Raw genomic sequence first — 26,205 nt, forward strand, 5'->3', positions numbered from 1 at the left:
TGGGTCGGTCCACGCCGACCGCGCGGCGGTGCTGCGTGACGCGCGGTGACCGGAGCGAGTCTATTGTTCCGCCCCCGGTGGCCCGCTTCCGACTCCCCTCCCGCCGCCGCGTGCGCGGATCACGGGGGTCAGCGGGCGGGGCGGCGGGGCGGGTCGGTGGACGGGCGCACCGGGCGGTAGCGGGTCAGCCAGGCGGCGAGTTCCTCGGCCGGCATCGGCCGCGCGTAGAACCAACCCTGGGCGGCGTCGCAGCCGGCCGCGTACAACATCCGCCAGGTCCGCTCGTCCTCCACGCCCTCGGCGACCACCCGCAGCCCGAGCGCACCGGCCAGCTCGATCATCGAGGTGACGATCGCCGCGTCGTCGGTGTCCTCCGCCATGCCGAGGACGAAGGAGCGGTCCACCTTCACCTCGGACAGCGGCAGCCGGCGCAGGTGCTGCAACGACGAGTACCCGGTGCCGAAGTCGTCCAGGGCGATCCCGACGCCGAGCTGGTGCAGCCGGGTGATGGTGGCCAGCACCCGGCGCGGGTCGGCCATCAGCGCCCCTTCGGTGATCTCCACCTGCAGGAGCCGCGGCGGTACGCCGTACCGGGTGAGCCGGTCCGCGATCCGGTCGGCGATCTCGCCGGTGTGCAGGTCCCGCACGCTGACGTTCAGCGACGCCCGCAGACCGACCCCGGCGGCCCGCCACTTCGCCAACTGCTCGACGACGTCGTCGACGACCCGGAAGGTGAGCAGGCGCATCACGGCGCTCTGCTCGGCCACCCGGATCAGCTCCTCCGGGTCGACCATCCCGCGGCGGGGGTGCCGCCAGCGCAGCAGCGCCTCGACGCCGACCACCTCGCCGGTCGCGATGGCGATCTGCGGCTGGTAGTACATGGTGATCTCACCGGCGTCGGCGGCCGGGGCGCCGGAGTGCCGGTCGGCCGCGCCGCGCACGGTGTCCCGCGCACCGGGCCGGCGTGCCCCGTTCCAGCGCCCGGCCGGCGGCCGGTCGTCCCGGCCGGGCCCCTCGCCGCGCCCCGCGGCCCCGGTGCCGGCGGGCTCGGCGGCCCGGTCCGGCTCCGCCGTACGGCCGCGCTCCAGCACCTCGCCGCGGTCCGGTCGGCCCGCCCGGGCGGCGGGCCGGGTCGGGCGGTCGGCGACGCGGCCGGCGGCCGGGTGCCCGGTGGTGCCGTCGGCCGCCCGGGCGGCGCGCCGGCGGATCGGGTCGGCGGCGGTGACGATCTGCTGGATCAGCTCGTCGGCGCCGGCCAGGTCGGCCCGCTGCCGTCGGCCGCGCCGCCACCACCGGCCGGCGCGCGCCTCCCGGGCCGGCAGCGCGGCGCCGTCACCGCCCCGGGCGGCCGGGACCGCCGTCAGCGCCGGTCCGCCGGGGGTGAGCGCCGGTCGGGTTCCGTCCCGTCCCGGCCCCGCCGCGGTGCCCTCCTCGGCCCCGTCGGGACCACCGTCCGCGGCCGGGCCGGCCACCGGAGCGATCACGCCGGCGTCCACGCCGGAACCGTCGGCACCCGCGGTCTCGGCCGGAACCGATTCCGCGTCGGCCGCGCTCACGCCCGCCGTGCCCGGACCTGCCGTGCCTGGACCTGCCGTGCCTGGACCTGCCGTGCCTGGACCTGCCGTGCCCGGCACCGCCGCGCCCTGCTGCGCCGCGCTCGGGCCGGACTCGAGAACCCGGCGCAGGTCGGCCAGGAGGCCGAGCCGCTCGGCGGAGTTGTGGTCGGACTCGGCCGTGTACACGGCCACCGTGTCGTTGCGGTGCTTCGCGTCGTACATCGCCACGTCGGCGTGACGCATCAGCGTGGCGAAATCCTCGCCGTGATCGGGGAAGAGCGCGATGCCGATCGACCCACCCACGTCCAGCGGCAGCCCGTCCAGCGGGACCGGTTCGGCCAGGGCGGCCACCACCCGGTCGGCCAGCTCCCGCGCCTCGTCGACGTCGCTCAGCCGGGTCATCACGATGGCGAACTCGTCGCCACCGAGCCGCGCGACCATGTCCTCGCCGACGACCTCGGTGAGGCGGCCACTCACCTCGACCAGCAGCCGGTCCCCCACCGCGTGCCCGAGCGCGTCGTTGACGTGCTTGAACCGGTCCAGGTCGATCAGCAGCAGCGCCAACCGGGCGCCCGCCTCACCCCGCGCCGCCCGTTCCGCGTGCAGGTGCAGTTGCTCGCCCACCTCGGCGAGCAGCGCCTTGCGGTTCGGCAGGCCGGTGAGCGGGTCGAGAGAGGCGAGCTGCTGCTGCTCGACGCTGAGCCGGGCCATCCGGTAGACCGCGAACAGCGGCACCAGCACCAGCGGAATCAGCGCCGCGCTCGCCCGAGCCGCGGTGACCAGCACCGGAGCGAGCAGCAGCAGCGACCCGGTGGACAGCAGCTCGAACCCGAGACCCTGCCGCAGGCCGGGCAGCCAGCGGTCACCGAACCGCAGCCGCACGGCCGAACTGACCAGCCCGTAGTTGACGACGAACCAGGCCAGCATGGCGCCGCCCACGGCCGCCACGTCCGTCCACCCCAGACCGCCACCGCCGAACAGGTCACCCGCGCCGAGCCGGGTCACGGCGTACGCGGCGGCGAGCGCGCAGGCGTACTGCCCGGCGTTGAAGGCGGTCCGCCAGCCGGCGTAGCCCAGCCGGGCACCCGACACGACGACCGCCACCGCCTGCACAGCGACCGCCGGACCCAGGCCCCAGCCGAGCAGGATGGCGAACGTGAAGCAGGTCGACGGGAACACCGCCGACGACTGGCGCCGCCCCGGCGGGACGAACGGGCGGGCGTCGCAGCCGACGGCCAGCACGGCCATCGTCCAGAACGCGGCGGGCAGCCGCGGCACCTGGTCGACGAGCGCCAGCAGGGGACCCGCCGACACCATTGCGGCCACGGCGATGACCGCGGCCACGAAGGCGGAGAACGGCGCGATCCGTCCTGGTGGGACGGAGTTGCGCGGGTCGGCGGTCTCCATCACACCTCCGGCGGTCACGAACGGCGTACCCGTCTGTACGCCGTGCCACAATGAAACGCCCCGGGTGCCGGATTCCCCCGTACGACAGTCACGAATCGGTCGTAGTCGTAATTAAGTTGGTATACGCACGCAAGATCCTCGTTCAACCCTCGACGCGGGCGACCTCCCGGGCCGCGTCCGGGCCGGAGTCGAGCAACACCCGGAAGCCGTCCTCGTCCAGCACCGGCACCTTGAGGCTCGCCGCCTTGTCCGCCTTGGAACCCGGGTTGTCGCCGACCACCACGAAGGCCGTCTTCTTGGAGACCGAGCCGCTGACCTTGCCGCCGCGCGACTGGATCGCCTCGGCCGCCTGGTCGCGGGAGTAGCCGGCGAGCGTCCCGGTCACCACGACGGTCACCCCCTCCAGCGGGCGCGGCCCCTCGTCGACCGCCTCCTCCGCCATCCGTACGCCCGACTCGGCCCACTTGCGGACCACCTCGCGGTGCCAGTCGACGGCGAACCACTCGCGGATGCTGGCGGCGATGGTCGGCCCGACGCCGTCGACGGACGACAGCTCCTCCTCGGCGGCCTTGTCGATCGCATCGATCGACCGGAAGTGCCGGGCGAGGGCCTGGGCGGCGGTCGGCCCGACGTGCCGGATGGAGAGTGCGACCAGCACCCGCCACAGGTCGCGCTCCTTGGCCACAGCCAGGTTGTCGAGCAGTTTGACGGCGTTGCTGCCGAGACTGCCGTCCTTGTTGACGAAGAACGGCGACCGGGCGAGCTGGTCCGCGTCGAGCGCGAAGAGGTCGCCCTCGTCCGTGATGACCTGCGCGTCGAGCAGCGCGGCGGCGCCCTTGTAGCCGAGGACCTCGATGTCGAACGCGCCGCGCCCGGCGAGGTGGAAGACCCGCTCCCGGAGCTGCGCGGGGCAGCTGCGCGAATTCGGGCAGCGGATGTCGACGTCGCCCTCCTTCGCGGGCGCCAGCGGGGTGCCGCAGGCCGGGCAGGCGGTGGGCATGACGAACGGCCGGGCGTCCGGTGGGCGCAGCTCGACCACCGGGCCGAGCACCTCCGGGATGACGTCGCCGGCCTTGCGGAGCACGACCGTGTCGCCGATCAGCACGCCCTTGCGCTCGACCTCCCGGGCGTTGTGCAGGGTGGCGAGCGCCACCGTCGACCCGGCCACCCGGACCGGCTCCAGGACGGCGAACGGGGTGACCCGGCCGGTGCGCCCGACGTTGACGTCGATGTCGAGCAGCTTGGTGTTGACCTCCTCCGGCGGGTACTTGAAGGCGATCGCCCACCGGGGCGCGCGGCTCGTCGAGCCGAGGCGGCCCTGGATCGAGACCGGATCGACCTTCACCACCACACCGTCGATCTCGTGCTCGACGTCGTGCCGGTGCGCGGCGTAGTGGGCGATGTACTCCGCGACGCCGGCCAGATCCGGCACGACCCGCCACCGGTCGCTGGTCGGCAGACCCCACGCCTTCAGCGCCGCGTACGACTCGGACTGGGCGCTCGGCTGCCAGCCCCGCCGGGCACCGATGCCGTGCACGACAAGCCGGAGCGGACGCGACGCGGTGATCCGCGGATCCTTCTGCCGGAGGCTGCCGGCGGCCGCGTTGCGCGGGTTGGCGAACGGCGCCCGGCCCTGCTCGACCAGCCCGGCGTTGAGGTCGGCGAAGGCGGCGACCGGGAAGTAGACCTCGCCCCGCACCTCGAGGAGGTCGGGAATCTCCGGGAACTCGGCCGACGGAGTCAGCCTGCCCGGCACGTCCCGGATGCTGCGGACGTTGGCCGTGAGGTCCTCGCCGGTGCGGCCGTCGCCCCGGGTGGCCGCCCGGACCAGGTGCCCCTTCTCGTAGGTCAGGTTGATGGCGAGCCCGTCCACCTTGAGCTCGCACAGGTAGGGCACCGGGCCGCCCGCGTCCCGCTCGACCCGCTCGGCCCAGGCGGCCAGCTCCTCGTCGGCGAAGGCGTTGTCGAGCGACATCATCCGCTCGGCGTGCGCGACCGGCGTGAAGTCGGTGGAGAAGGTGCCGCCCACCCGCTGGGTCGGCGAATCCGGCGTGCGCAGTGCCGGGTACTCCGCCTCCAGCGCCTCCAGCTCCCGCAGCTGCTTGTCGAACTCGGCGTCGGAGACGGTCGGCGCGTCGAGCACGTAGTAGCGGTACTGGTGTTCGGTCAGCTCCCGGCTGAGCGTCGCATGCCGCTCCCGCGCCTCCGGGGTCGGCTCGGCGCCGGCCGCCGCCACCTGCGCCGGACTGAGCTGCTGGCCGATGACATCCTCGGACACGCCGTGACCTCCCGTTGTTCCGCTACCTGGAACGGTATCGGGAGGGTGGGACATCGCGCCGCCCACCCGCCGCGTGCGCTGGGCGACCTGCCCCGGCCGTGCGAGGATCGCGGCACGGACGGTGTCGCGTGCGCGGCGACCGCGCCGACTGTGACCGAGAGGGGTACGCGTGCCCGACTGGCTGCTCTGGGCGGTGGCGATCGTGCTGGCCGTGGCGGCCGGTTGGTCGTGGAACGAGTGGCGGCACCGCGCGTCCGGTCGCCGTTCCGCCGGCCGGGTCGGCGGCCGGCCCGAGGCACCCGGGGGCAGCCGCGAGGGACGTGCCGACCGGGGCGCCCGCGAGAAGCGGGCTGAGCGCGTCCAGGAGAAGCGTGGCGCCCCGGGCACCCGTGGCGCCGGGCACCCCGGCGGTCGGGGCGCCGGCACCCGTACCCGCTCCGGTCGGGCCCGGGCCACCACGGCGCCCCGTCCACGCCCGGCCGGCGAGGTGCCCACCCCGCGCCCCGGGGAGATCTGGTGGGCCGACGTGCCGTACGCCGACGGCACCGGCTCGAAGGTCCGCCCCTGCCTGGTGCTGCACGTCGACGCGCGGGGCGCCGACGTCCTGAAGATCACCAGCCGGGACAAGAGTGACCGGGACGACCACGTGCGCATCCCGACCCGCGACTGGGACCCGGACGCCGACCAGGACAGCTTCCTGAACCTCGCCGAGCCGGCCCGCATCCCGTTCGCCGCCTTCGCCGACCACGCCGGCACCTGCGACCCCGCCCTCTGGCGCCGCCTCCGCCGCCTCCCCCACTGACCGCCCCGATCCCCGCCCTCACCCAGTTGATCAAGAGCTTTTCGTCCTCGACACCGCCACGACGGCCCGAAAACCTCTTGATCACCGGGCGCGGGGCCCGGGCGGCGGCGCGTTCGGGTGGGGTCAGCGGGTTCGGGGGGTGGTCAGGGCGGCCAGCTGGTCGGCGTACTCGATGCGGGCGGCCCAGCCGGCGGGCCAGGCGGGCATGCCGAGGGCCGCGCCGACGAACGCGCCCGCCAGCGCGGCGATCGAGTCGGAGTCGCCGGCGGTGGTGGCGCCCCGGGCCAGCGCGGTGACCGGATCGCCGGCGTGCCGGACGGCGCAGTACAGGGCCGTGGCGAGCGCCTCCTCGGCGACCCAGCCCTCGCCGGTGAGCCGGCAGGGGTCACCGCCGTCGTCCGGCGCGGCCAGTGCCACCCGGAGCCGGTCGAGGATCGCGGCGCACTCGTCCCAGCCGGGCGCGATGAAGGCCACCGGACCGGCGGCGCCGGCCACCCGCCACAGGTCGCCGAGCCACTCCTCCCGGTAGATCCCGCGCTGCTCCCGGGCCCGCTCCACGAGCGCTGCGGGCACGTCGACCAGCGCGGCTCCGTCGCACAGCAGCCGCACCGCGTACGCGGTCAGTTCGCTGGCCGCCAGGCCCGTCGGGTGGCCGTGGGTCAGCCCCGCCTGCAGCTGAGCCAGGCCGGCGAGCGTGTCGAGGTCGACGTCGAGCAGCCCGACCGGGGTGACCCGCATGTTCGCCCCGCAGCCCTTCGAATCGGCGACGGTCGCCTCCTGCCAGCGCACGCCCCGCGCCAGCTCGGCGCAGGCCCGCAGGCAGGTCATGCCGGGGGCCCGGTTGTTGTCCGGACTGACCGACCAGTCGACGAAGCGACGTCGCAGCAACGGCTCCACCGCCTCCGGGGTGAGCTTCGGCGCCTCGTGCAGCGCCCAGCCGACCGCCAGCGCCATCTGGGTGTCGTCGGTGACCAGGGCCGGATCGCCGGTCAGCTCGCGCGGACCGGCCGGACCGTAGCGCCGGAGGATCTCGGTGACGGTCAGGAACTCGGTCGGCTTGCCGAGCGCGTCACCGTAGGCGAGGCCGAAGAGCGAGCCCGCGGCCCGCCGGAGCGAGGGGTCGATCATGCCGCGATCATGCCGCCCGCCGGCAACCCCGCACCGGCAGCCTCCCGCGATGGTCAGTCGACGTCGAAGACCAGGCAGAACGGGTGGCCGGCCGGATCCGCGTAGACCCGGAAGTCGTCGCCGCCGCCCGGCAGTCGCCGGGCCCCGAGCGCCAGCACCTGCCTCTCGGCCGCCTCCACGTCGTCGACCTGCACGTCGAGATGGAACTGCTGGGGTACCACCGGCTCCGGCCAGGTCGGCGGGCGCAGGTTGAGCGCCTCCTGGAAGGCGAGTCGGTGCCCGGCCCCGGAGATCACCACCCAGCCGTCACCGGAGGAGCCCTTCTCGTCGAGCGGCAGGCCGAGCAGTTCCGAGTAGAACGTCGCCAGGGCCCGCGGGTCGGGGCAGTCGATCACCACCGAACGCAGCTGTCCAATCATGCCGTCATGGTGCCCAGGCGGTGCGGCAGGAAACCTCACTCCTCGGCGAGCCGCCGGCCGGCGTCGCGACAGGCGGCGAGCACCGAACGGGCATGCTGTGGGGTGGCGTTCGCCAGCCCGCAGGCCGGGGTGACCACGACCTGCTCGGCGAGCCGGCGGCGGGGAAACCCGAGACGGTCCCAGAGCTGGCGTACCCGGTCGGCGACCTGGGCGGACGTCGGCGCGCGACCGGCCGACGGCGGCTGCGTGGGCGCGGCACCGGCCAGCAGGCCCAGACCGGCGTCGATCGCCTCGCCCAGCCGGTCCAGGTCGGTCACCAGCCCGAGGTCCAAGGCCACGCCGACCGCACCGGCCTGGCGGACCACCTCGAGCGACACCTCCGGCGCGCAACAGTGCACCACGACGGGCACTCCGGCGGCCTGGACGACATCGCCCAGCAGGGCGGCGGCCACGCCGGGCTCCACCGCCCGGTACGTGCCGAAGCCGCTCTCGGTCGCCACCCGTCCGGCGAGCACCGCGGGCAGCGACGGCTCGTCGATCTGCAGCAGCACCGACGCCTGCGGCAGGCGACGCGCGACGGCGGCGACGTGCTCGCGTACCCCCTCGGCGAGGGACCCGGTCAGGTCCCGCACCGCCCCCGGGTCACGGATCATCCGCCCCCCGATCGGCAGCTCCAGGGATGCGGCGAGCGTGAGCGGCCCGCCCACCTGGACCTTGACCGGCCCGGCGTACGTCTCGGCCTGCTCGGCGAGCTGGTCCAGGTCCCGCTCCATCAGGTCGCGCGCCCGGCGCAGGTCCCGGCCAGGACGGGGGGCGACGCGCCAGCGGGCCGCGTACAGCTCGACGGGCAGCTCCACGAGCAGGCCGGCGGTGCGGCCGATCAGCTCCGCGCCGGGACCGCGGGCGGGCAGCTCCGGCAGGTGCGGGAGGGCGGGCAGCTCACCGAGGACGATCCGCTGGGCCTCCGCGATGTCGGTGCCGGGCAGCGACCCGATGCCGGTCGCCGCGCCCGCGGGCCACGGCCACGCCTGATCAGTCACGGCGGAAGACTATCGGGTACGCGGACCGGGGCCGCCCGGACCGCCGGACCGGGCCGCCGATCGAGGCGGGTCCGCGCGGGTCGGGGCGGGTCCGCGCAGGTCGGGGCGGGTGGGCGCACGTCCGCGCGGGTCGGTGCAGGTCTGCGCGGGTCGGCGCAGGTCCGCACGGGTCCGGGCGATCAGCCGGCGATGGTGGCGGAGCCGAGCACGACGTCGCCGGCCGGGTCGGGCCGGTAGGCCACGATCGCCTGCCCGGCGGCCACCCCCCGGACCGGCCGGCGCAGCTCGGCGTCCAGGCCGTCGGCCGTCACCGCGACGGTCGCGGGCACCACGTCGCCGTGGGCACGCAACTGCACCTCACACTCCACCGGCCCGTCCGGGCGAACCCCACCGGTCCACACCGGGCGCTCGGCGTGCACCCGGGAGACCTCCAGGGCCTCAGCCGGACCGACCGTCACGGTGTTGGTCTTCGGCGTGATCGACAGGACGTAGCGGGGGCGGCCGTCCGGCGCCGGCCGCTCCAGGTGCAGGCCGCGACGCTGGCCGACGGTGTACGCGTACGCCCCCGCGTGCGTGCCCACGACGGCGCCGGTGGTGGCGTCGACCACGTCGCCGGGTGTCTCGCCGAGCCGCTGGGCGAGGAAGCCGCGGGTGTCGCCGTCGGCGATGAAGCAGATGTCGTGCGAGTCCGGCTTGTCGGCCACGGCCAGCCCGCGGCGCGCCGCCTCCTGGCGTACCTGCGCCTTCGTCGAGTCCCCGAGCGGGAACATCGACCGGTCCAGCTGCTCGCGGGTGAGCACGGCGAGCACGTACGACTGGTCCTTGGCCAGGTCGACGCTGCGCCGCAACAGCCCGTCGGGACCGAGCCGGGCGTGGTGGCCGGTGACCACGGCGTCGAACCCGAGGGCGACCGCCCGGTCCAGCACCGCGGCGAACTTGATCTTCTCGTTGCAGCGCAGGCAGGGATTCGGGGTACGGCCCGCCGCGTACTCGGCCACGAAGTCGTCCACCACGTCGGCGTGGAACCGCTCGGCCATGTCCCACACGTAGAACGGGATGCCGATCACGTCGGCGGCCCGGCGGGCGTCCCGCGAATCCTCCAGGGTGCAGCAGCCCCGGGCACCGGTGCGGTACGTCTGCGGGTTGCGGGACAGCGCCAGGTGCACCCCGGTCACGTCGTGTCCCGCCTCGACGGCCCGTGCCGCCGCGACGGCCGAGTCCACGCCGCCCGACATGGCCGCCAGCACCCGCACCGCTTCCACCACCCTTCCCACTCAACCCCACCCAAGAGCGTAACCACCCGCGAGCCGCCCCGCCCCACCTCCGTCGATCATGGAGTTGTGGTGGGCACGAACAATGCGCAACGCGGATGTTTCGGGCACCACAACTCCATGATCGACGGCACGGGGTGGGGTGGGGTGGGGTGGGGTGGGGGTCAGCGGGGGGTGCGGGGGGTGGCGGCGCGGCGGGCCCGGTCGACCGCGGCGGGGAGGGCGGCGATCAGGGCGTCGATCTCGTCGGCGGTGCTGGTGTGGCCCAGTGTGAAGCGCAGCGAGGAGCGGGCACGGGCGTCGTCGGCACCCATCGCGAGCAGCACATGACTCGGCTGGGCCACCCCCGCTGAGCAGGCCGAGCCGGTGGAGCAGGCGATGCCCTGCGCGTCGAGCAGGAGCAGCAGGGCGTCCCCCTCGCAGCCGGGGAACGAGAAGTGCGCGTTGCCCGGCAGCCGCTCGGCCGGGTCGCCGTTGAACACCGCCTCCGGCACCGCCCGCCGGACCCGCTCCACGAGCTCGTCGCGGAGCGCGGCCACGCGGGCGGCGTACTCCTGCTGGCTCTTGACCGCGGTCTCCACAGCGACGGCGAAGGCGACGATGCCGGCGGCGTCAAGCGTGCCCGAGCGGACGTCCCGCTCCTGGCCGCCGCCGTGCAGCAGCGGCGTGGCGGCGACGTCCCGGGCGAGCACCAGCGCCCCCACCCCGGCCGGCCCGCCGAGCTTGTGCCCGGTCACGGTGAGCGCGGACACGCCGCTGGCGGCGAAGTCGACCGGCACCTGGCCGATCGCCTGGATCGCGTCGGTGTGGAACGGCACTCCGTACCCGGCGGCGACCGCCGCCAGCTCGGCGACGGGCTGCACCGTGCCCACCTCGTTGTTCGCCCACATCGTGGTCACCACGGCCACCTCGGCGGCGTGGGCGTCGAGCTCGGCGCGGAGCCGGGCCGGGTCGACCCGCCCGACCGGGTCGACCGGGAGCAGCCCCACGTCGGCCCCCTCCTGCGCGACGAGCCAGTCGACGGCGTCGAGCACGGCGTGATGCTCGACCGCGCTGGCGACCACCCGAGTCCGCCGCGGGTCGGCGGCCCGCCGGGCCCAGAAGACGCCCTTCACCGCGAGGTTGTCGCTCTCCGTCCCGCCACCCGTGAAGATCACCTCGGAGGGCCGGGCGCCCAGCGCGGCCGCCACCCGCTCCCGCGACTCCTCCACCCGGCGGCGGGCACGGCGACCCGCCGCGTGCAGGGAGGACGCGTTGCCGACCTCGCGGGCGGTGGCGACGTACGCCTCCAGTGCCTCGTCGAGCATCGGAGTGGTCGCGGCATGATCCAGGTAAGCCATCACTGTTCAGCCTACGACCGGCCGGTCGGCACCCGGACCCCGGAGTGCGACGGCCGGAGACGCGACCCGGCCGCCGCGGCCGGCGCGGAGTCCGCCCCGGCCGCGGCGCCGTCCGCCGTCGGATGCCGGCGGGCCGCTGCGGTCACACCGGTACGGCGGTGACCACGACGTTGTCCCGGTACCGGCGGGTCTCCGCGTCGAAGGGCCCGCCACAGGTGATCAGCGTCAGCCGTGGGCTGCCGTCCCGGGCGAAGTACCGCTCCAGGGGAATCCTCGTCTTGCGGTACTCCTCCCGGGCGACCACCCGGTAGGTACGCACCTTCCCGTCGTCGCCGGTCACCGTCATCCGGTCGTCCCGGTCGAGGTCCCGGAGCCGGAAGAAGGCCCCCTCGCCCTGGGTGGAGCTGTCGACGTGCCCGGCGATCACCACCGAGCCGGCCGGCGCCTCCAGCCCGGGACCGAACCGGTACCAGCCGACCTGGTCGACGCTGGGCGGCACCTCGAACTCGCCGGTCCGCTCGTTGACGCCGACCGCGTTCACCGTCGCGGCCACCTCGATCGCGGGGATCTCCAGCCGCACCGGCGGGACGATCTCCGGGCCGGCGGGCAGGTCGCCGCCGGTCACCGGCACCGGCGGGCCGGCGGCCGGCGCGGAGGGGCTGGCGAGGGCGACCGCCTCGTCCGCGCCGACGGTCCCGTTCGGCTGCGAACCGCAGGCCACCAGCGCGGCGACGGTGAGCGCGGCGGCGCCGGCGGCCATCGCCGCCAGCGCCCCGCGGTTGCGCACCGTCACCTGCGACCCGTCCGGGCGGTCGCGGCCCGCACCCCGCCGCCGACGAGCAGGAGTACGCCGACGCCGGCCAGCGCGTACCACCACGTGCCCAGGCCGGTGTCGGCGAGGCCGCCGTCCCCGCTGGGCACACCGGCCGGAGCCGAGTGCAGACCGGTGATCGTCTGCGCCACGACCCGCAGGTTGTTCGCCTCCGCCGAGCCGATGGCGTACACGATCGTGGCGGTGCCCTCGCGCAGGTTCAGGTCGGCCGGGCCGATCGCCACGGTCTCGGTGCCGGCGAGCACGACGTCCGCCTCGACGGCGCCGGCGTCGACGTCCGCCTTGGCCTCGTTCGGGTTGGTGAGGTCCTCGAACACCGGGCTGCCACCGGCCCGTACGTCCACGGCGGGGGCTGCGGCGGTGTGCCGGACGATCAGCCGGGCCTTGCCGGCGTCGACCTTCGACGTGTCGTTGACGAACGGCGTGATCTTCGGCTGGCCGCTCGCGTCCAGGTGCGCGGCGATGCTGATGTTCGCTCCACCCGGCACCTGGGCGTCGTCCACGGTGAGGATCGCGCTGCCGACCGGCTCGCCCGGCCTGGTCAGCGCGATGTCGTACGCGCCCTCCTCGAGGTCCAGCGGGCCCGCGACGTCGCCGGGCGCGAAGTTGTCGAGGGTCTTCTCGCCGTTGACGTAGACGTCGACCGGGGTGTCCGGGATGCCGTGCACCACCGAGACCTTCGACGTGGCGGCGTACGCGGGGGTCGCGGTGAGGGCACCGACGCCGGTGAACGCCAGCGCGACGACCGCGCCACCGGCGGCCGCCCGGCGGAAGTACGAGGACTGCATTGTCTGCCTCCTGATGATTGGTGCTGATTCGTCGGGCTTGGGCTTGCAGAACGGGTTACGCCCGGCCCGCGCCCGGCGGATGCGGCCGGAGGCAGTTTTCTTTTTCGTCGCCCGACCGCATCCGCCGGCGGCCGCCGCAGCGAAGGACTGACGTGAGCGGCGCGACCGGAGAGGTGGGGCGAGGCCGATGGGCGCTACAGTCGGGCATGCCCCGAGGAAGTCGAGCCGCCCCGTGACCGGGTTGCGGCAGGCACCGGACCCACCCGACGACGATCTGGCCGCCCGTTTCCGCGACGGTGACGAGCAGGCGTTGCGGGAGGCGTACGACCGGTACGGCCGCGCGGTGCTGCACCTGGCCGGCAGCACGCTGGCCAACCGCAGCGACGCCGAGGATGTGACCCAGGCGACGTTCGTGGCCGCCTGGCTGGGCCGGGAGACCTTCGACCCGGCCAAAGGGTCCCTGCTGGGCTGGTTGCTCGGCATCGGCCGGCGGAAGGTCATCGACCGGCTGCGGGCCTCGGCCCGGGAGAGCCGGGTGGTCGAGACCGTCCGGCAGTTGCCCGACCCGGCGCCGGCCGGCCCGAATCCGGACACGGTGGTCGACCGGTTGGTCGTCGCGGACGAGCTGGCTCGACTGCCGGAGGACCAGCGACGCATGCTTGAGCTGGCGTTCTTCGACGACCTGACCCACCAGCAGATATCGACCGTGACCGGCGTGCCGCTCGGCACGGTGAAGAGTCACATCCGGCGCGGCATGCAGAGCTTGAAACGCAGATGGGAGGTGGACGGTGCAGCACCTGGACCACGAGCGGCTGGTCTTTCTGGCACTCGGTGAGAGCGAGGCGGACAACGGGGAGAGCACCCATCTCGACACCTGCGAGCCCTGCCGCCACGAGATCGCGACCCTCCGGCACGTAGCCGGCCTGGGCGCCGGCACCCAGGACCTGCGGGACCTGCCCGACCCGCCGGAGCACGTGTGGCAGGGCATCGTGGCGGAGATCCGGGCCGCCGAGGAGCTGCCGTCGATCGCCGAGCAGCGCCGGGCTACGTCAGCGGTCGAGCGGGCCGCCCCACCGGTGGAGGTGTTAACAGGGGGCCCTTCCTCTACCGCAGGCGTTAAGAAGGGGCCCTTCCTTGCACGGGTGCCGCGTTGGGCGGCCACCGTGGGCACGGCGGTGGCCGCCGCCGTGCTCGGCGTGGTCGGCACGCTCGCCGTGCTGAACGTGACCGGCACCGGTCCGGAGCCGGAGCCGCAGCGGGAGGTGCTCGCCTCGGCGCCGCTGTCGGCGTACGGCTCGACGCCACCGGAGGCGAACGGCGAGGCCCGGGTGTTCGACAACGGCCGGCTGCACCTGCACGTCGCGAATCTCCCGGACGTGTCCGGGTACTACGAGGTGTGGCTCATCAACCCGGGCACCATGGAGATGTTCTCGGTCGGCGTTCTCGGTGGCGCAGATGACGAGTTGCTCCCGTTGCCACCGAACGTGGACCTTGAGGCATACTCGGTTGTCGACGTTTCCGCCGAGGCGTACGACAACAACACCGCCCACTCCGGCGACAGCCTGTTGAGGGGCACCCTGACGGGCTGATCGGCGGGCCGGCTCAGCTCCCCGGCCCGCCGATCAGCTCCCCTTTCCCCGCATGGGAGGGGCCGCGACACCACGACGAGGGGCCACCCGTTCCCGGGTGGCCCCTCGTCGTACGTGCCGGGGTGGGGCACCGCCCGGAGGCGGCGCCCCGGTGCCGTCACTTGCGCTTGCGGATCTCCTCGGCGGCCTGCGGTACGACCTTGAACAGGTCGCCGACAACGCCGAAGTCGGCCAGCTCGAAGATCGGCGCCTCGCCGTCCTTGTTGACCGCGACGATCGTCTTGGAGGTCTGCATGCCGGCACGGTGCTGGATCGCGCCGGAGATGCCGAGCGCGATGTACAGCTGCGGGGAGACCGTCTTGCCGGTCTGCCCGACCTGGTACTGGTGCGGGTAGAAGCCCGAGTCGACCGCGGCGCGGGACGCGCCGACGGCACCGCCGAGCAGGTCGGCCAGCTCCTCGACGAGCTTGAAGTTGTCGGCGTTGCCGACACCGCGGCCACCGGAGACCACCACCGAGGCCTCGGTCAGCTCCGGGCGGGAACCCTTCTGCTCGGCGACCCGCTCGACGACCGTGGCCAGCTTGTCGGCGTCGGTGACCGAGACGGACAGCTGCTCGACCGCCGGGCTGGCCGCGGCCGGGGTCGGGTTGAGCGAGTTCGGCCGCACCGTCACCAGCGGCAGGCCGCGGGTGACCTTGGACTTCACGATGGTGGAGCCGGCGAACGCGACCTGGGTGGCGGTGCCGTCGGCGTCGAGCCCGACCACGTCGGTCAGGATGCCGTTGTCGAGCTTGACGGCGAGGCGGGCGGCGATCTCCTTGCCCTCCTGCGACGAGGCCAGCAGCACGGCGGCCGGCTGGACCCGACCGACCAGCTCGGCGAGCACGGTCGCCTTCGGGGCGACCAGGTAGCCGTCGATCTCCTCGCTCTCGGCGGCGTAGATCTTCTCCGCGCCGTACTCGCCCAGCTTCGCGCTCAGCGCCTCGGCGGCGCCGGGACCACCGAGCACGACCGCGCTGGGCGCGCCCAGGCCGCGGGCGAGGGTGAGCATCTCCAGAGTGACCTTCTTGACGCCGAACTCCCGGGTGGCTTCGACGACGACGAGAACCTCAGACATGACTCAGACCTCTCACACGAACTTCTCGGTGGCGAGGAACTCGACGAGCTTCACGCCGCCCTCGCCCTCGTCGGTGACCTTCGCGCCGCCGGAGCGCGGCGGGCGCTTGCTGTGCTCCAGCACGGCGCTGGTCGCGCCCTCGAAGCCCACCTCGGCCGGTGCGACACCGAGGTCGCCCAGGGACAGGGTCTGCACCGGCTTCTTCTTGGCGGCCATGATGCCCTTGAAGGAGGGGTAGCGCGGCTCGTTGATGGTGTCCCAGACGGAGACCACGGCCGGGGTCGAGGCGGAGACCACCTCGTAGCCCTCCTCGGTCTGCCGCTCGACGGTCAGCGTGGCCCCGTCGACGGTGAGCTTGCGCGCGCCGGTCAGCGCGGCGACGCCCAGCCGCTCGGCGATCATGTGCGGCAGCACCTGGACGCGGCCGTCGGTCGACTCCGCACCACACAGCACCAGGTCGGCGTTCAGCTGGCCGAGCGCGGCGGCGAGGACCTTCGAGGTCGCCACGGCGCAGGATCCGTGCAGGGCGTCGTCGACGACGTGCACGGCCTTGTCCGCGCCCATGGAGAGCGCCTTGCGGATCGACTCGGTCGCCCGGTCCGGACCCATGGTCAGGATGGTGACCTCGCCGCCGTGCGCCTCCTTGATCTTCAACGCCTCCTCGATGGCGTACTCGTCCATCTCGTTGATGACGTTGTTCGCCGAACCGCGGTCGACGGTGTTGTCGTCACTGCGCAGGTTGCGGTCCGCGCCCGAGTCGGGCACCTGCTTGACGAGTACGACGATGTTCATCGCGCTTCGACGACCCCTCCTGTGGTTGTTGCGATTCGCTCGCCCGGTCTGGGGCGCAGCCTCCCGCGTGACTTAACGCTCGGTCAACCGCGGGCGCTTGTGCCGTTGCCCACGGCGCAATGTTACCCGCAAGTAGCTTCGGCTCTCGTCGACCCTACAGTGACACAGCTCACCAGGGTCACTCAGGCCGCCTCGGCGAGCGCACCCCGGATCCGCTCGATCATGGCCGTTTCCTCCGGGGTCACACCACCGTGCGCCCGGGCCACCCGGTCGGCCGCCGCCAGCACCACGTCGCGGTAGGTCGCCACGTCCGGCGGCGACTTCTCCCGCAGGATCGCCACCGCCCGGGTCAGCGCGGGGAGCACCACCGAGGCGATCTCCAGCTCCGAGTCACGAGGCAGCTTCGGCAGGGGGCCGCTGGTCAGCGCCTCCTTCACCACGCCGCTGCTGTCGGCCATCGCGCCGGAGGCGGCGAAGCTCTCCCGGATCAGCGCCAGCATGCCCGGGTCGGCGTTGGACACCAGGAACACCGCACCGAAGGCGCCCGTCTTGAGAGTCAGCCGCTCGTCGGCTGTCAACCGCTGCTCCATGATCACGGAGTGTAGACGTACGGCGTGGTGGTGGTGACCGCGACGAAGCCGAGCCGCTGAAGGATCGGGCGGCTGTCCTCGGAGGCGTCCACCTGCAGCAGCGTGGCGCCGCGCTGAACGGCGAGCCGGGCGCGGTAGGTCACCAGGGCCCGGTAGACCCCGCGGCGCCGCCACTGCGGCAGGGTCGAACCGCCCCACAGCGTCGCGAACCCGGACCCGTGCAGATACCGCACCCAACCGGCGCAGACCACCTCGTTGCCGGCCTCGGCGACAACGACGGTGATCGACTGCGGGTCGGCCGCGATCTCCTTCGCCAACCCCGGCGCGAGGTGGCCGCGATCGGTGCCCCACACCGCCTCCTCCATCACCACGATCCGGTCCAGGTCCGCGCGGGCGGTCACCTCGCGCAGCCGTACCCCCTCGGGCACGACCGGGAGCGCCGCCGCGAGCGGCGCGGCCGGCCCGATCACGACCGTCTCTCGCTCCGCCGGCACGAATCCGGCGGCGCGCAGCCGCTCCGGCAGGTCCGCCGGCTCGTCGTGGCCGTGCAACTTCCACTCGACCGGCTCGCCCCGGTCCCGGAAGATCGCCACCTGGCGCCCGATCAGCTCGTCCAGCGCGTCGCCGGTCAGGCCGCCCAGGTCCCGGTACGTCAGGAAGCCGCCCTCGTCGAAGCCGAGGAACCGCAGCAGGGGGCCGTCCCGCTCGACCGACACGCCGGCCGGCAGCGGGTCGGGAACGTGGGCGCGCAGGTGCCGGTCGTAGGAGTCCCGGAGCGTCGTCGCGTCGAGGTCCGTCATCGGTCCAGGCTACGACCGGACGGAAGCGGATAATCGGCCTCGTGTGGCAGGCGATCAGGCGCTGGTTCGACCCGCGGGAGCTGCGCTCCGTGGGCACCACCCCGGACTACCGGTTCTCCCTGGCCAACGAGCGCACCTTCCTGGCCTGGCTGCGCACCAGCCTGGCGCTGGTCGCCGGCGGGCTGGCCGCCGCGCAGTTCCTGCCGCCGTTGTCGTGGGCCCACCTGCGCGAGGTGATCGCCGTCGCGCTGCTCCTGCTCGGTGGCACCGTCGCCGTCCGGGCGCTCGACCGCTGGGCCCGCACCGAGCGCGCGATGCGGCTCGGCGTGGAGCTGCCGCCGTCCCGGTTCCCGGCGGTGCTGGCCCTCTCCGTCGGCGTCGGCGCGCTGGTGCTCGTCGCCGCGGTGCTGGCCGGAGCGGTCGGCTTCCGTGACTGACCCGACCGACGCCGGTCGGCGGGACCCCGGCCTGCAACCGGAACGGACCCGGCTCGCCTGGCAGCGCACCGCGCTGGCGATGACCGTGATCATGGTGTTGACCGCGCGGCTCGCGTACACCCGGGGCCTGACCGGCGCGGTGGTCGTCGGGCTGGCGGTCCTGCTGTGGGGCGCGGCGCTGCGGCTCTGCTGGCGGCGCGCGACCGGCGCCGGTCCCGCCGCCGCACACGGCCGGGCGCTCCCGCTGGCCGCGCTGGCCACGGCCGGGTACGCCACGCTCGGTGCCGTGCTCGTCATCCGTGGGATGTGGTAGTCGGCACGGGTGCGCCATGATGGAACCATGGCCCGGCTGTACATCCTCATCTTCCTCGCGCAGGTCGTCCTCGCCGTCTGCGCGCTGATCAGCTGCCTCTCCGCCGAGGAGGGCGACATCCGCGCCCTGCCCCGGATCGCCTGGGTGCTGATCATCCTCTTCTTCCCGCTGGTCGGCTCGATCGCCTGGTTCGTGGCCGGCCGCGAGTCCGGCGCCGGCCGCCCGCGGACGCCACGGCCGGCGGGTGGCGGCTTCGCCCAGCGCCGGCGCCGCCCGGTGGCGCCGGACGACGACCCCGAGTTCCTCCGCTCGATCGAGGAGCGCTCCCGCCAGCAGGACCAGGAGCTGTTCCGCCGCTGGGAGGACGACCTGCGGCGGCGCGAGGACGACCTCCGCCGCCGCGACGGCGAGCCGCCGCGCGAGGAGAAGAGCCCCGAGGTGTGACCGGCCGCCGGCGCGGTGGCGCCGGCGGCCGGGCCGTTCCGGTCAGGCCAGGTTCGACGAGCGGGGGTACGCGTCGGTCGGGTCGGTGAGCACGTTCACCAGGTACGGCACGCCCGCGTCGAACGCCCGCTTCAGCGCCGGCCCCAGGTCGGCGGCCTTGGCCACGGTCTCGCCGGCGCCACCCAGAGCCGCCACCACCGCGTCGTAGCGCAGCTCCGGCTGGAGGTCGGCGGCGACGTCATAGCCGTACATGGCCCGCATCGGGTGCTTCTCCAGGCCCCAGATGCCGTTGTTGCCGACCACGATCACGACCGGCAGCTTCTGCCGGGCCAGGGACTCGACGTCCATCAGCGAGAAGCCGGCCGCGCCGTCGCCCATCAGGACGCAGATCTGCCGGTCCGGGTGGGTGACCCGCGCGCCCATGGCGTAGCCCATGCCGGTGCCGAGGCAGCCGTACGGGCCCGGGTCCAGCCAGGTGCCGGGCTGGGCCGGCTCCAGGTACTTCCCGGCGTACGAGACGAAGTCGCCGCCGTCGCCGATGGTGATGGCGTCGCGGTCCAGCACCCTGCGCAGCTCGCCGTAGACCCGGGCCGGGCGGATGGGGTCGGTCTCGGCGGCCATCTCCTCGGCGTCGCGGGCCTTCGCGGCGTCCTCGGCCGTACGCAGACCCGCGATCCAGTCCGCGTGGTCGGCCCGGTCGCCGGAGTACCCGGCGAACGCGGACAGGATCAGCCGCAGGTCACCCGCCGGAGCGGCGGCCGGCTGGACGTGCCCGGCGCGCTGGCTCGGCGCGTCGACGACGTGGACGACCTTCGCGTCGCCGAAGTCGCCGAAGTTGAGCCGGAAGTCGAGCGGGGTGCCGACGACCACGACCACGTCCGCGCCCTTGAGCGCGACCCGGCGGGCCTTGGCGAAGGCGAGCGGGTGCTCCGGCGGCAGCGACCCGCGCCCCATGCCGTTGGTGAAGACCGGCACCTGGAGCGCCTCGGCCGCCTCGCGCAGCGCGTCGACGGCGGCACCGGCGTAAACGTCGGAACCGGCGATGATCACCGGCCGCTGAGCCCCGGCGATCAGGGCGGTGGCCTTGGCGACCTCCTCCGGGTCCGCCTCGATCGGGGCGACCGGGGTGACCGCGGGCAGGTCGGCGTCGGCCACCGAGAAGACCGCCTCGAGCGGGAGGTCCAGGAAGACCGGGCCGCGGTGCGGGGTGAGCGCCGTGGTCAGCGCGCCGGCCACCGCCCGCGGGATGTCGTCGGTGCTGAAGACCGTCTCGGCGTGCTTGGTCACCGGGGCGACCAGCGGCAGATGGTCCATCTCCTGGAGGCTGCCCGAGCCCCACCGGAACTGCGGCGCCCGCCCACCGAGCACCAGCACCGGCGACGCGTTGAAGTAGGCGCTGGTCAGCCCGGAGATGCCGTTGGTGACACCGGGACCGGCGGTCAGGACGGCGAGACCGGGGCGGCGCTGGAGCTTCGCCACCGCCTCGGCGGCGAAGACCGCCGACTGCTCGTGCCGGACGTCGTAGATCGGAAAGCCGCCCTTGTGCGCGGCGTCGTACAGCGGGAAGACGTGCCCGCCGGAGAGCGTGAACATCTCCCGCACCCCGTACGCGCGCAGCGCCGCGAGCGCGAGCTCCCCGCCGTGACCTTCGATCCGCTCCGACATGCCGTTCCCCTTCATCCGGATGACCGGTGTCACACGCTACTCATCGGTAGGGAAAATGTGAACCGCTCTCGGTTCAGCGCCCGGTGAAGTCCGGCTTGCGCTTCTCGACGAACGCGGCCATGCCCTCGCGCCGGTCCTCGGTGGCGAAGAGGGCGGCGAAGAGCTGGCTCTCCCAGGCGAGGCCGGAGTTGAGGTCCATGTCGAGGCCGCCGTCGACCGCGAGCTTCGCCGCGCGCAGCGCCTGGACCGGCCCGTTCAGGTACGGCGTGACGAGCGCCACCGCCGCGTCGTACACCTCGGCGGCCGGTACCACCCGGTCGGCCAGCCCGATGCGCAGCGCCTCCTGCGCGTCGATCATCCGACCCGACATGACCAGGTCCTTGGCGCGGGCCGGGCCGATCAGGCGGGCCAGCCGCTGCGTGCCGCCCGCACCGGGGATGATGCCCAGTTTGATCTCCGGTTGGCCGAGCTTGGCGTCGTCGGCGACGACCCGCCAGTCGCAGGCGAGGGCCAGCTCGCAGCCGCCGCCGAGCGCGTACCCGGTGATCGCCGCCACCACCGGCTTCGGGATCCGGGCGATCGCACCCAGCGAGCTGGAGAGGGCGGCGACACGATCGGCCATGTCCACGTAGGACATGTCGGCCATCTCCTTGATGTCCGCGCCGGCGGCGAAGACCTTCGCTCCGCCGTACACGATGACGGCGCGGACGCCGGGGTCGGAGGTGGCCTCCGCCGCCGACGCGCGCAGCTCCTCCTGCACCTGGGTGTTCAGCGCGTTCATCGGCGGCCGCTCCAGCCGGATGGTGCCGATGCCGTCCTTGGTCTCCAGCCGCACGAACTCGCCCACGCTGACCCTCACTTCCTCGTCGAAGTCGCGTGCCAACCTTACGGCGCGGGTCGTTGGGGTACGTAGTCTGGTGTCAGGCCCGCCACCGGGAGTTCCGCGATGGTCACGTACTACGACGACAGGTCCGTCCAGGTCACCTCCGCCGCCGTCCGCGTGGACGGCCGGACGTTCGCCCTGGCCGAGATCAGCGCGGTGTGGCACCACCGCGGCAGCCGTTCCTGGCGGGTGCTCGCGGGCCGGGGCGCGATCGGCGCGGCCCTGGCCGGCCCCCTGGTCGCCGCCGGGTTGGGCATCGCGTTCGCGCTCTGGCTGGGCCGCTCCCCCACCGTCACGATCGCGATCATCGGCACCTCGGTGCTGGTCGGGCTGGCCGTCGGGCCGGTCGCCGACTTCCTCTTCGAACACCTCGACCGCTCGTACGCCCGGGGCAGCCGGCACCTGGAGATCTGGGCCCGCTGGCGGGGCCGCCCCGTCCGGCTGCTGGCCACCGGGGACGCGCTGCGCTTCGGGCAGATCTACCGGGCGGTGCAGCGGGCCGTCGAGGCCGGCCAGCCGGTGGCGCGGCGGCCGCGGCCCGTCCCGACCCGACGCGCCGTTCACGACGCCACCGGCTCGTCCGGTGGCGGCCCTGGGCCCCGCAGGCCGTAGCGGTCCCGAACCGCCGTTCCCGACCCGTAGCTCTCCACGTCCGGCCGGCGCGGGCCGCTCGCCGGGCGGTCGCGCCGCCGCCTGCCGGATGGCCTTCTTCTCCGGGTCCCCACGCCCGGGTTACGCCACGCCGCTGTGGATCTGATGTCGGTGGCGGATCACCCTCATCGCGGCAGGTGACCGTGCCGCCCGGGGACCGCGCCGGACGGGCGGACCCCTGATGTTCCGGACTGCTCAGTTCCAAAGGCGGCCGACGAGCACTCTGCCCCCACAGATCCGCCCAGCACCACGGCCCACCGGGCCGGTTAGGCTGAATGATGGCCGTCTATTACCGGGACGACGTGGTGCAGGTGACCTCCGAGTCGATCCGGGTCGGCGGGCTGGCGGTGGCGATCGCGGACGTGACGTACGTCTGGCACGCCAAGGGCCGGAGCACCCTCGCCGTCCGGGGGCGGATCCTGGGCCGCGGCGTGCTGGTGCTGCTGCTGTCGCTGCCGCCGCTGGTGGCCGTGGTCTGCGCGCTCGCCCTCGCCTGGTCGGTGCCGGAGCGGGGCTGGCAGCCGGTGCTCCTCGCGCTCGTCGCGTGCCTGGTGGTCGCGCTGGCCCTGACTCCGTTCCTGGAGATCCCGCTCAGTTGGCTGGACCGCTCCTACGAACGCGGCAACCGCGTGCACGAGTTGTGGGTGCAGGCGCACGGCCGCGAGGTGCTGCTGCTGCGGACACCGGACGCGCTCCGGTTCGGGCAGATCTACCGGGCGGTGCAGCGCGCCGTGGAGCGGCACGTGGACGGCCGGTCATAACACCGCCATGATTGCCGAAACGGGCTGTGCGCGGCGCGGTTGATCGGTGCTCTCCTTGCTATTCAATGGATAGTTGTCGATCGGAGTAACCGCCATGCTGACAGGGCTCATCGTCGCCGGCGCGGCCGTCCTCACCCCGATGTTCCCCGCTCCCCTCGGTGCCAGCGCCGGCGCCGCTCCGGACCCGGATCGCCCCGGCAGGCGGCACGGGCGCGGCCGACGCACACTTGGTGCCATGGCGATTCCCCTCCCCCGGCCCTCATCGGTGGTCGGCCTCACCCGTTCCGCCCTCGGCTCGGCGACGTCGTTCGCCGCCATCCCGGCCCGCGCCTTCGCGGTCCTGGACGGCGTCGAGGCGCTGCTGACGAGGATCAACGGCGTCGTGGACCGGGTCGAGGAGACGCTGGAGCGCACCGACCGGGTGCTCAGCGACGCCGAGACCGCCGTGACCGAGGTGGCGGTGATCAGCACTGCCGCGGCCACCGCCATCGAGAAGGCGACCGAGGTGACGGCGGCCGCGACCGCGGTCGTCGGCGAAGCGGCGAAGGCGACGGCCAAGGCCGCCGAGCTGCTGGCGGCGTACGAGCCGGCGCTGCGCCGGGGCGCTCCGATGGCGAACCACTTCGTCGAGCAGCTCAGCCACGAGGAGGTGAACGCCGCGATCCGGCTCGTCGACGAACTGCCGAAGCTGCGACAGCACCTCACCTCCGACGTCCTGCCCATCCTGGCCACCCTGGACCGGGTCGGGCCGGACCTGCACGACCTGCTCGACGTCACCCGCGACCTCAAACTCGCCGTCGCCGGCATCCCCGGCCTCAACATGCTGCGCCGCCGCGGCGAACGGCTCACCGACGAGCCGGAGTGAGCGTCAACAGTCGCAGGTGACGGCGGTACGCGGGGCGGTGCGGTCGTCGACCGGCCGCCGGACCAGCCCGGTCGCCGTGACGACGGGGAACCCCTCCCGGACCCAGTACTCGTAGCCGCCGAGCATCTCCTTCACCGGGTACCCGAGCCGGGCGAACTCCAGCGCAGCCCGAGTCGCGCCGTTGCACCCGGGCCCCCAGCAGTAGGTGACGACCCGCGACCCGGCCGGCACCAACCGTGCGGCGTCGGCCGCGATCCGGGCGGTCGGCAGGTGCACCGCGCCCGGCAGGTGCCCCTGGTCCCACCCGGCGGCACCCCGCGAGTCCACCACCACCAGGCCGGCGACCCGCGCCTCCAGGTCGGCGTGCACGTCGCTCACGTCGGTCTCCATGGCGAGTCGGGCGAGGAGGTGGGCGGCGGCCAGGTCCGGTGCGGCGGCCGGCACGGCGAAGGTCTGCGTCATACCGTCGATCGTGCGGGCACCGCGCCCCCGGACGCGAGTGGCACGAACGCCGATCTCCGCTAACATCCCGCCATGCACCTGCGCGCACCGGCCGACCGCAGTGTCGCCGTCCTCGCGTACCCGGGCATGTCGGCGTTCGAGACCGGCATCGTGACCGAGGTGTTCGGCCTGCCCCGCCCCGAGTTCGACGTCGACTGGTACGCGCTCACGGTCTGCGCCGAGCGGCCCGGCCCGGTGCCGCTGGTCGGCGGCGCGAGCCTGCACACCCCGTACGGCCTGGACGTGCTCGCCGGCGCCGCCACCGTCATCGTCCCGGGGGTGGCCGACGTGACCGCCGACCCCTCGCCCGAACTGGTCGCGGCCCTACGCCGGGCGCACGCCGCCGGCACCCGGCTGATGTCCATCTGCTCCGGTGCGTTCGCGCTGGCCGGCGCCGGCCTCCTCGACGGCCGGCGCGCGACGACCCACTGGCGGTACGCTGACCTGCTGGCCCGCCGCCACCCCCGCGTCACCGTCGACCCGGACGTGCTCTACCTGGACGACGGTGACGTCCTGACCAGCGCCGGCAGCGCCGCCGGCCTGGACCTGTGCGTACACGTGGTCCGCCGGGACCACGGCGCGGCCATCGCCAACGCGGTCGCCCGGCGGCTGGTGATCCCGCCGCACCGCGACGGCGGTCAGGCGCAGTTCGTCGAGGCGCCGGTGGCGATCGACCCGGACGACGACCGGATCGCCGGCAGCCTGGCCTGGGCGCTGGCCCACCTCACCGAGCCGCTCACCGTCGCCCGGCTGGCCGCGCAGGCGCGCATGTCGCCCCGCACCTACCTGCGGCACTTCGCCCGGGCCACCGGCGCCAGCCCGATCCGGTGGCTGGTCGAGCAGCGGGTCCGTGCCAGCCTGGCCCTGCTCGAGACGACCGACGCGCCGGTGGAGGAGGTGGGCGCCGCCGTCGGTTTCGACGCGCCGGCCACGTACCGGCACCACTTCACCCGGGCCATGCGGACCTCACCGTCGGCGTACCGGCGGGCCTTCCGGACCGGGACGGCGGGTGAGCGGCCGGCGTAGCGGGCGCCGGCTCAGCCCGGCTGGTACAGCTCGTCGATCTCGGCTCGGTGGGGCAGCGCCACCGAGGCGCCGAGTCGCCGGACACAGGCGGCGCCGGCCGCCGCCGCCCACCGGACCGCGTCCACGACGTCCCGCCCCTCACCCCAGCCGACGGCGAGAGCCGCGGTGAACGCGTCCCCGGCGGCGGTCGAGTCCACCGCCTCGACACGGACCGCCGGGACGTGCACCGACGTGCCGTCCCGGTCGCCGTACCAGGCGCCGGCCGCCCCGAGCGTGAGCACCGCGCGGGGCGCCAGGTCCAGCAGGGCCTGCGGTTCGTCCAGGCCCCGGCCGGTGAGCGCCTGCGCCTCGCTCTCGTTGACCACGAGGACGTCGGTGGCGTCGAGCAGCTCCCGCGGCAGCGACCGGGCGGGGGCCGCGTTGAGCACCACCCGGGTGCCGGCCGCCCGCGCCGCGACGGCCGCCTCGGTGACCGTCTCCACCGGGATCTCCAGCTGGGCGACCAACACGTCCGCCTCGCGTACGACGGTCAGCTCCGGCTCGGTCAGCCCGGTCATCGATGCGTTGGCTCCCGGACTTACCACTATCGCGTTCTCGCCCTCGGCGTTGACCATCACCAGCGCCACCCCCGAGGTGCCGTAGACGACCCGGAGCCCGGTGCTGTCCACCCCGGCCGCGGTGATGCGGGCGCGGATCGTGACGCCGAACGAGTCGGAGCCGATGGCGCCCAGGAACGCGCAGGCGGCCCCGGCGCGCACCGCGGCGATCGCCTGGTTGGCGCCCTTGCCGCCCGGGACCATGACGAAGTCCGTGCCGAGCAGGGTCTCGCCCGGCCGGGGCAGCGCCGGGGCGGTCGCCACGAGGTCCATGTTGGCGCTGCCCACCACCACGACCCGGGTCTGCGGCATCG

At 74.3% G+C, this 26,205-nt stretch carries 27 protein-coding genes; 10 read left to right on the forward strand and 17 right to left on the reverse strand.

The window, feature by feature from the left end; all coding sequences use genetic code 11:
- Positions 1–128: 128 nt before the first annotated feature.
- Positions 129–2,963, reverse strand: coding sequence for a GGDEF domain-containing phosphodiesterase (locus ABTW87_RS04445; RefSeq protein ID WP_350648423.1), 2,835 nt, complete (start codon positions 2,961–2,963; stop codon positions 129–131).
- Positions 2,964–3,105: 142 nt separating this feature from the next.
- The gene (gene ligA / locus ABTW87_RS04450) at positions 3,106–5,241 is read right to left on the reverse strand and encodes an NAD-dependent DNA ligase LigA (protein WP_350648425.1); all 2,136 of its coding nucleotides are present in this window, start codon (positions 5,239–5,241) and stop codon (positions 3,106–3,108) included.
- Between the two features lie 169 nt (positions 5,242–5,410).
- On the opposite strand from ligA, the gene ABTW87_RS04455 reads away from it, so the two are divergent.
- On the forward strand, positions 5,411–6,043 hold the full coding sequence (locus ABTW87_RS04455) for a type II toxin-antitoxin system PemK/MazF family toxin (protein ID WP_350648427.1): 633 nt from the start codon (positions 5,411–5,413) through the stop codon (positions 6,041–6,043).
- Positions 6,044–6,166: 123 nt separating this feature from the next.
- Here ABTW87_RS04455 and ABTW87_RS04460 read toward each other — a convergent pair whose 3' ends face one another.
- The 7 genes from ABTW87_RS04460 to ABTW87_RS04490 form a co-directional block, all read right to left on the reverse strand.
- Positions 6,167–7,171: an ADP-ribosylglycohydrolase family protein gene (locus ABTW87_RS04460; RefSeq protein ID WP_350648429.1), complete on the reverse strand. Its 1,005-nt coding sequence runs from the start codon at positions 7,169–7,171 to the stop codon at positions 6,167–6,169.
- A 53-nt stretch (positions 7,172–7,224) separates the two neighbouring features.
- Positions 7,225–7,590, reverse strand: coding sequence for a VOC family protein (locus tag ABTW87_RS04465; protein ID WP_350648431.1), 366 nt, complete (start codon positions 7,588–7,590; stop codon positions 7,225–7,227).
- Between the two features lie 35 nt (positions 7,591–7,625).
- The gene (locus ABTW87_RS04470) at positions 7,626–8,630 is read right to left on the reverse strand and encodes a methionine synthase (RefSeq protein WP_350648433.1); all 1,005 of its coding nucleotides are present in this window, start codon (positions 8,628–8,630) and stop codon (positions 7,626–7,628) included.
- 179 nt (positions 8,631–8,809) lie between these two features.
- Positions 8,810–9,883: a tRNA 2-thiouridine(34) synthase MnmA gene (gene mnmA / locus ABTW87_RS04475; protein ID WP_350648531.1), complete on the reverse strand. Its 1,074-nt coding sequence runs from the start codon at positions 9,881–9,883 to the stop codon at positions 8,810–8,812.
- Between the two features lie 182 nt (positions 9,884–10,065).
- Positions 10,066–11,241 carry a cysteine desulfurase family protein gene (locus tag ABTW87_RS04480; RefSeq protein ID WP_350648435.1) on the reverse strand — a complete coding sequence of 392 codons (1,176 nt, stop codon included), beginning with the start codon at positions 11,239–11,241 and terminating at the stop codon, positions 10,066–10,068.
- A gap of 142 nt (positions 11,242–11,383) precedes the next feature.
- Positions 11,384–12,034: a class F sortase gene (locus ABTW87_RS04485; protein ID WP_350648437.1), complete on the reverse strand. Its 651-nt coding sequence runs from the start codon at positions 12,032–12,034 to the stop codon at positions 11,384–11,386.
- Positions 12,031–12,861, reverse strand: a complete 831-nt coding sequence (locus ABTW87_RS04490; RefSeq protein ID WP_350648439.1) for a DUF4397 domain-containing protein — start codon at positions 12,859–12,861, stop codon at positions 12,031–12,033. Before ABTW87_RS04490 ends, ABTW87_RS04485 begins: the two co-directional genes overlap by 4 nt.
- 232 nt (positions 12,862–13,093) lie before the next feature.
- Here ABTW87_RS04490 and ABTW87_RS04495 point away from each other — a divergent pair, with 232 nt between their 5' ends.
- Positions 13,094–13,696 carry an RNA polymerase sigma factor gene (locus ABTW87_RS04495; RefSeq protein ID WP_350648440.1) on the forward strand — a complete coding sequence of 201 codons (603 nt, stop codon included), beginning with the start codon at positions 13,094–13,096 and terminating at the stop codon, positions 13,694–13,696.
- Positions 13,650–14,450 (forward strand): anti-sigma factor, encoded by an 801-nt coding sequence (locus ABTW87_RS04500; protein ID WP_350648441.1) that lies wholly within the window; start codon positions 13,650–13,652, stop codon positions 14,448–14,450. Before ABTW87_RS04495 ends, ABTW87_RS04500 begins: the two co-directional genes overlap by 47 nt.
- A 157-nt stretch (positions 14,451–14,607) precedes the next feature.
- On the opposite strand, the gene ABTW87_RS04505 is transcribed toward ABTW87_RS04500, so the two are convergent.
- The 4 genes from ABTW87_RS04505 to ABTW87_RS04520 form a co-directional block, all read right to left on the reverse strand.
- The gene (locus ABTW87_RS04505; RefSeq protein ID WP_350648443.1) at positions 14,608–15,567 is read right to left on the reverse strand and encodes an electron transfer flavoprotein subunit alpha/FixB family protein; all 960 of its coding nucleotides are present in this window, start codon (positions 15,565–15,567) and stop codon (positions 14,608–14,610) included.
- A gap of 12 nt (positions 15,568–15,579) precedes the next feature.
- The gene (locus ABTW87_RS04510) at positions 15,580–16,359 is read right to left on the reverse strand and encodes an electron transfer flavoprotein subunit beta/FixA family protein (protein WP_350648444.1); all 780 of its coding nucleotides are present in this window, start codon (positions 16,357–16,359) and stop codon (positions 15,580–15,582) included.
- A 182-nt stretch (positions 16,360–16,541) separates the two neighbouring features.
- Positions 16,542–16,949, reverse strand: coding sequence for a hypothetical protein (locus ABTW87_RS04515; protein WP_502891522.1), 408 nt, complete (start codon positions 16,947–16,949; stop codon positions 16,542–16,544).
- Between the two features lie 2 nt (positions 16,950–16,951).
- Positions 16,952–17,749 carry a GNAT family N-acetyltransferase gene (locus tag ABTW87_RS04520; RefSeq protein ID WP_350648448.1) on the reverse strand — a complete coding sequence of 266 codons (798 nt, stop codon included), beginning with the start codon at positions 17,747–17,749 and terminating at the stop codon, positions 16,952–16,954.
- A 41-nt stretch (positions 17,750–17,790) separates the two neighbouring features.
- Here ABTW87_RS04520 and ABTW87_RS04525 point away from each other — a divergent pair, with 41 nt between their 5' ends.
- Genes ABTW87_RS04525 through ABTW87_RS04535 form a run of 3 tightly spaced genes read left to right on the forward strand, consistent with a single transcriptional unit; the run spans position 17,791 to position 18,943 of the window.
- Positions 17,791–18,186, forward strand: coding sequence for a YidH family protein (locus tag ABTW87_RS04525; protein WP_350648449.1), 396 nt, complete (start codon positions 17,791–17,793; stop codon positions 18,184–18,186).
- Positions 18,179–18,499 carry a DUF202 domain-containing protein gene (locus ABTW87_RS04530; RefSeq protein ID WP_350648451.1) on the forward strand — a complete coding sequence of 107 codons (321 nt, stop codon included), beginning with the start codon at positions 18,179–18,181 and terminating at the stop codon, positions 18,497–18,499. The genes ABTW87_RS04525 and ABTW87_RS04530 overlap by 8 nt, the downstream gene beginning before the upstream one ends.
- Positions 18,500–18,526: 27 nt before the next feature.
- A complete protein-coding gene (locus ABTW87_RS04535; protein WP_350648452.1) occupies positions 18,527–18,943 on the forward strand; it encodes a PLD nuclease N-terminal domain-containing protein in 417 nt (138 codons plus the stop codon).
- 42 nt (positions 18,944–18,985) lie between these two features.
- Here ABTW87_RS04535 and ABTW87_RS04540 read toward each other — a convergent pair whose 3' ends face one another.
- Positions 18,986–20,608, reverse strand: coding sequence for an acetolactate synthase (locus tag ABTW87_RS04540; RefSeq protein WP_350648454.1), 1,623 nt, complete (start codon positions 20,606–20,608; stop codon positions 18,986–18,988).
- Between the two features lie 73 nt (positions 20,609–20,681).
- Positions 20,682–21,455 carry an enoyl-CoA hydratase-related protein gene (locus ABTW87_RS04545; RefSeq protein WP_350648455.1) on the reverse strand — a complete coding sequence of 258 codons (774 nt, stop codon included), beginning with the start codon at positions 21,453–21,455 and terminating at the stop codon, positions 20,682–20,684.
- A gap of 99 nt (positions 21,456–21,554) precedes the next feature.
- Here ABTW87_RS04545 and ABTW87_RS04550 point away from each other — a divergent pair, with 99 nt between their 5' ends.
- The 3 genes from ABTW87_RS04550 (at position 21,555) to ABTW87_RS04560 (ending at position 23,768) form a co-directional block, all read left to right on the forward strand.
- On the forward strand, positions 21,555–22,103 hold the full coding sequence (locus ABTW87_RS04550) for a DUF6232 family protein (protein WP_350648456.1): 549 nt from the start codon (positions 21,555–21,557) through the stop codon (positions 22,101–22,103).
- A gap of 317 nt (positions 22,104–22,420) precedes the next feature.
- Complete coding sequence (locus ABTW87_RS04555) at positions 22,421–22,903, forward strand: DUF6232 family protein (RefSeq protein WP_350648532.1); 483 nt, start codon at positions 22,421–22,423, stop codon at positions 22,901–22,903.
- A 235-nt stretch (positions 22,904–23,138) separates the two neighbouring features.
- Positions 23,139–23,768, forward strand: a complete 630-nt coding sequence (locus ABTW87_RS04560) for a hypothetical protein (protein ID WP_350648457.1) — start codon at positions 23,139–23,141, stop codon at positions 23,766–23,768.
- 3 nt (positions 23,769–23,771) lie between these two features.
- On the opposite strand, the gene ABTW87_RS04565 is transcribed toward ABTW87_RS04560, so the two are convergent.
- Positions 23,772–24,230 carry a rhodanese-like domain-containing protein gene (locus ABTW87_RS04565; protein WP_350648458.1) on the reverse strand — a complete coding sequence of 153 codons (459 nt, stop codon included), beginning with the start codon at positions 24,228–24,230 and terminating at the stop codon, positions 23,772–23,774.
- Positions 24,231–24,302: 72 nt separating this feature from the next.
- Between ABTW87_RS04565 and ABTW87_RS04570 the strand changes: the two genes are divergently transcribed.
- The gene (locus ABTW87_RS04570; protein ID WP_350648460.1) at positions 24,303–25,295 is read left to right on the forward strand and encodes a helix-turn-helix domain-containing protein; all 993 of its coding nucleotides are present in this window, start codon (positions 24,303–24,305) and stop codon (positions 25,293–25,295) included.
- Positions 25,296–25,306: 11 nt separating this feature from the next.
- Here ABTW87_RS04570 and ABTW87_RS04575 read toward each other — a convergent pair whose 3' ends face one another.
- Positions 25,307–26,203: a ribokinase gene (locus tag ABTW87_RS04575; protein ID WP_350648461.1), complete on the reverse strand. Its 897-nt coding sequence runs from the start codon at positions 26,201–26,203 to the stop codon at positions 25,307–25,309.
- Positions 26,204–26,205 lie beyond the last annotated feature (2 nt).

Origin of the sequence: Micromonospora sp. NPDC126480, assembly GCF_040302465.1 — a bacterium.
GTDB lineage: Bacteria > Actinomycetota > Actinomycetes > Mycobacteriales > Micromonosporaceae > Micromonospora.

What these genes read in the sequence shown, in the direction of transcription:
- ABTW87_RS04505 (WP_350648443.1), bottom strand. Translation starts at nt 15,567, where the DNA reads ATGTCTGAGGTTCTCGTCGTCGTCGAAGCCACCCGGGAGTTCGGCGTC.
- ABTW87_RS04570 (WP_350648460.1), top strand. Translation starts at nt 24,303, where the DNA reads ATGCACCTGCGCGCACCGGCCGACCGCAGTGTCGCCGTCCTCGCGTAC.
- ABTW87_RS04480 (WP_350648435.1), bottom strand. Translation starts at nt 11,241, where the DNA reads ATGGCTTACCTGGATCATGCCGCGACCACTCCGATGCTCGACGAGGCA.
- ABTW87_RS04460 (WP_350648429.1), bottom strand. Translation starts at nt 7,171, where the DNA reads ATGATCGACCCCTCGCTCCGGCGGGCCGCGGGCTCGCTCTTCGGCCTC.
- ABTW87_RS04560 (WP_350648457.1), top strand. Translation starts at nt 23,139, where the DNA reads ATGGCGATTCCCCTCCCCCGGCCCTCATCGGTGGTCGGCCTCACCCGT.
- ABTW87_RS04445 (WP_350648423.1), bottom strand. Translation starts at nt 2,963, where the DNA reads ATGGAGACCGCCGACCCGCGCAACTCCGTCCCACCAGGACGGATCGCG.
- ABTW87_RS04510 (WP_350648444.1), bottom strand. Translation starts at nt 16,359, where the DNA reads ATGAACATCGTCGTACTCGTCAAGCAGGTGCCCGACTCGGGCGCGGAC.
- ABTW87_RS04465 (WP_350648431.1), bottom strand. Translation starts at nt 7,590, where the DNA reads ATGATTGGACAGCTGCGTTCGGTGGTGATCGACTGCCCCGACCCGCGG.
- ABTW87_RS04565 (WP_350648458.1), bottom strand. Translation starts at nt 24,230, where the DNA reads ATGACGCAGACCTTCGCCGTGCCGGCCGCCGCACCGGACCTGGCCGCC.
- ABTW87_RS04555 (WP_350648532.1), top strand. Translation starts at nt 22,421, where the DNA reads ATGGCCGTCTATTACCGGGACGACGTGGTGCAGGTGACCTCCGAGTCG.
- ABTW87_RS04540 (WP_350648454.1), bottom strand. Translation starts at nt 20,608, where the DNA reads ATGTCGGAGCGGATCGAAGGTCACGGCGGGGAGCTCGCGCTCGCGGCG.
- ABTW87_RS04535 (WP_350648452.1), top strand. Translation starts at nt 18,527, where the DNA reads ATGGCCCGGCTGTACATCCTCATCTTCCTCGCGCAGGTCGTCCTCGCC.
- ABTW87_RS04575 (WP_350648461.1), bottom strand. Translation starts at nt 26,203, where the DNA reads ATGCCGCAGACCCGGGTCGTGGTGGTGGGCAGCGCCAACATGGACCTC.
- ABTW87_RS04520 (WP_350648448.1), bottom strand. Translation starts at nt 17,749, where the DNA reads ATGACGGACCTCGACGCGACGACGCTCCGGGACTCCTACGACCGGCAC.
- ABTW87_RS04550 (WP_350648456.1), top strand. Translation starts at nt 21,555, where the DNA reads ATGGTCACGTACTACGACGACAGGTCCGTCCAGGTCACCTCCGCCGCC.
- ABTW87_RS04515 (WP_502891522.1), bottom strand. Translation starts at nt 16,949, where the DNA reads ATGGAGCAGCGGTTGACAGCCGACGAGCGGCTGACTCTCAAGACGGGC.
- ABTW87_RS04490 (WP_350648439.1), bottom strand. Translation starts at nt 12,861, where the DNA reads ATGCAGTCCTCGTACTTCCGCCGGGCGGCCGCCGGTGGCGCGGTCGTC.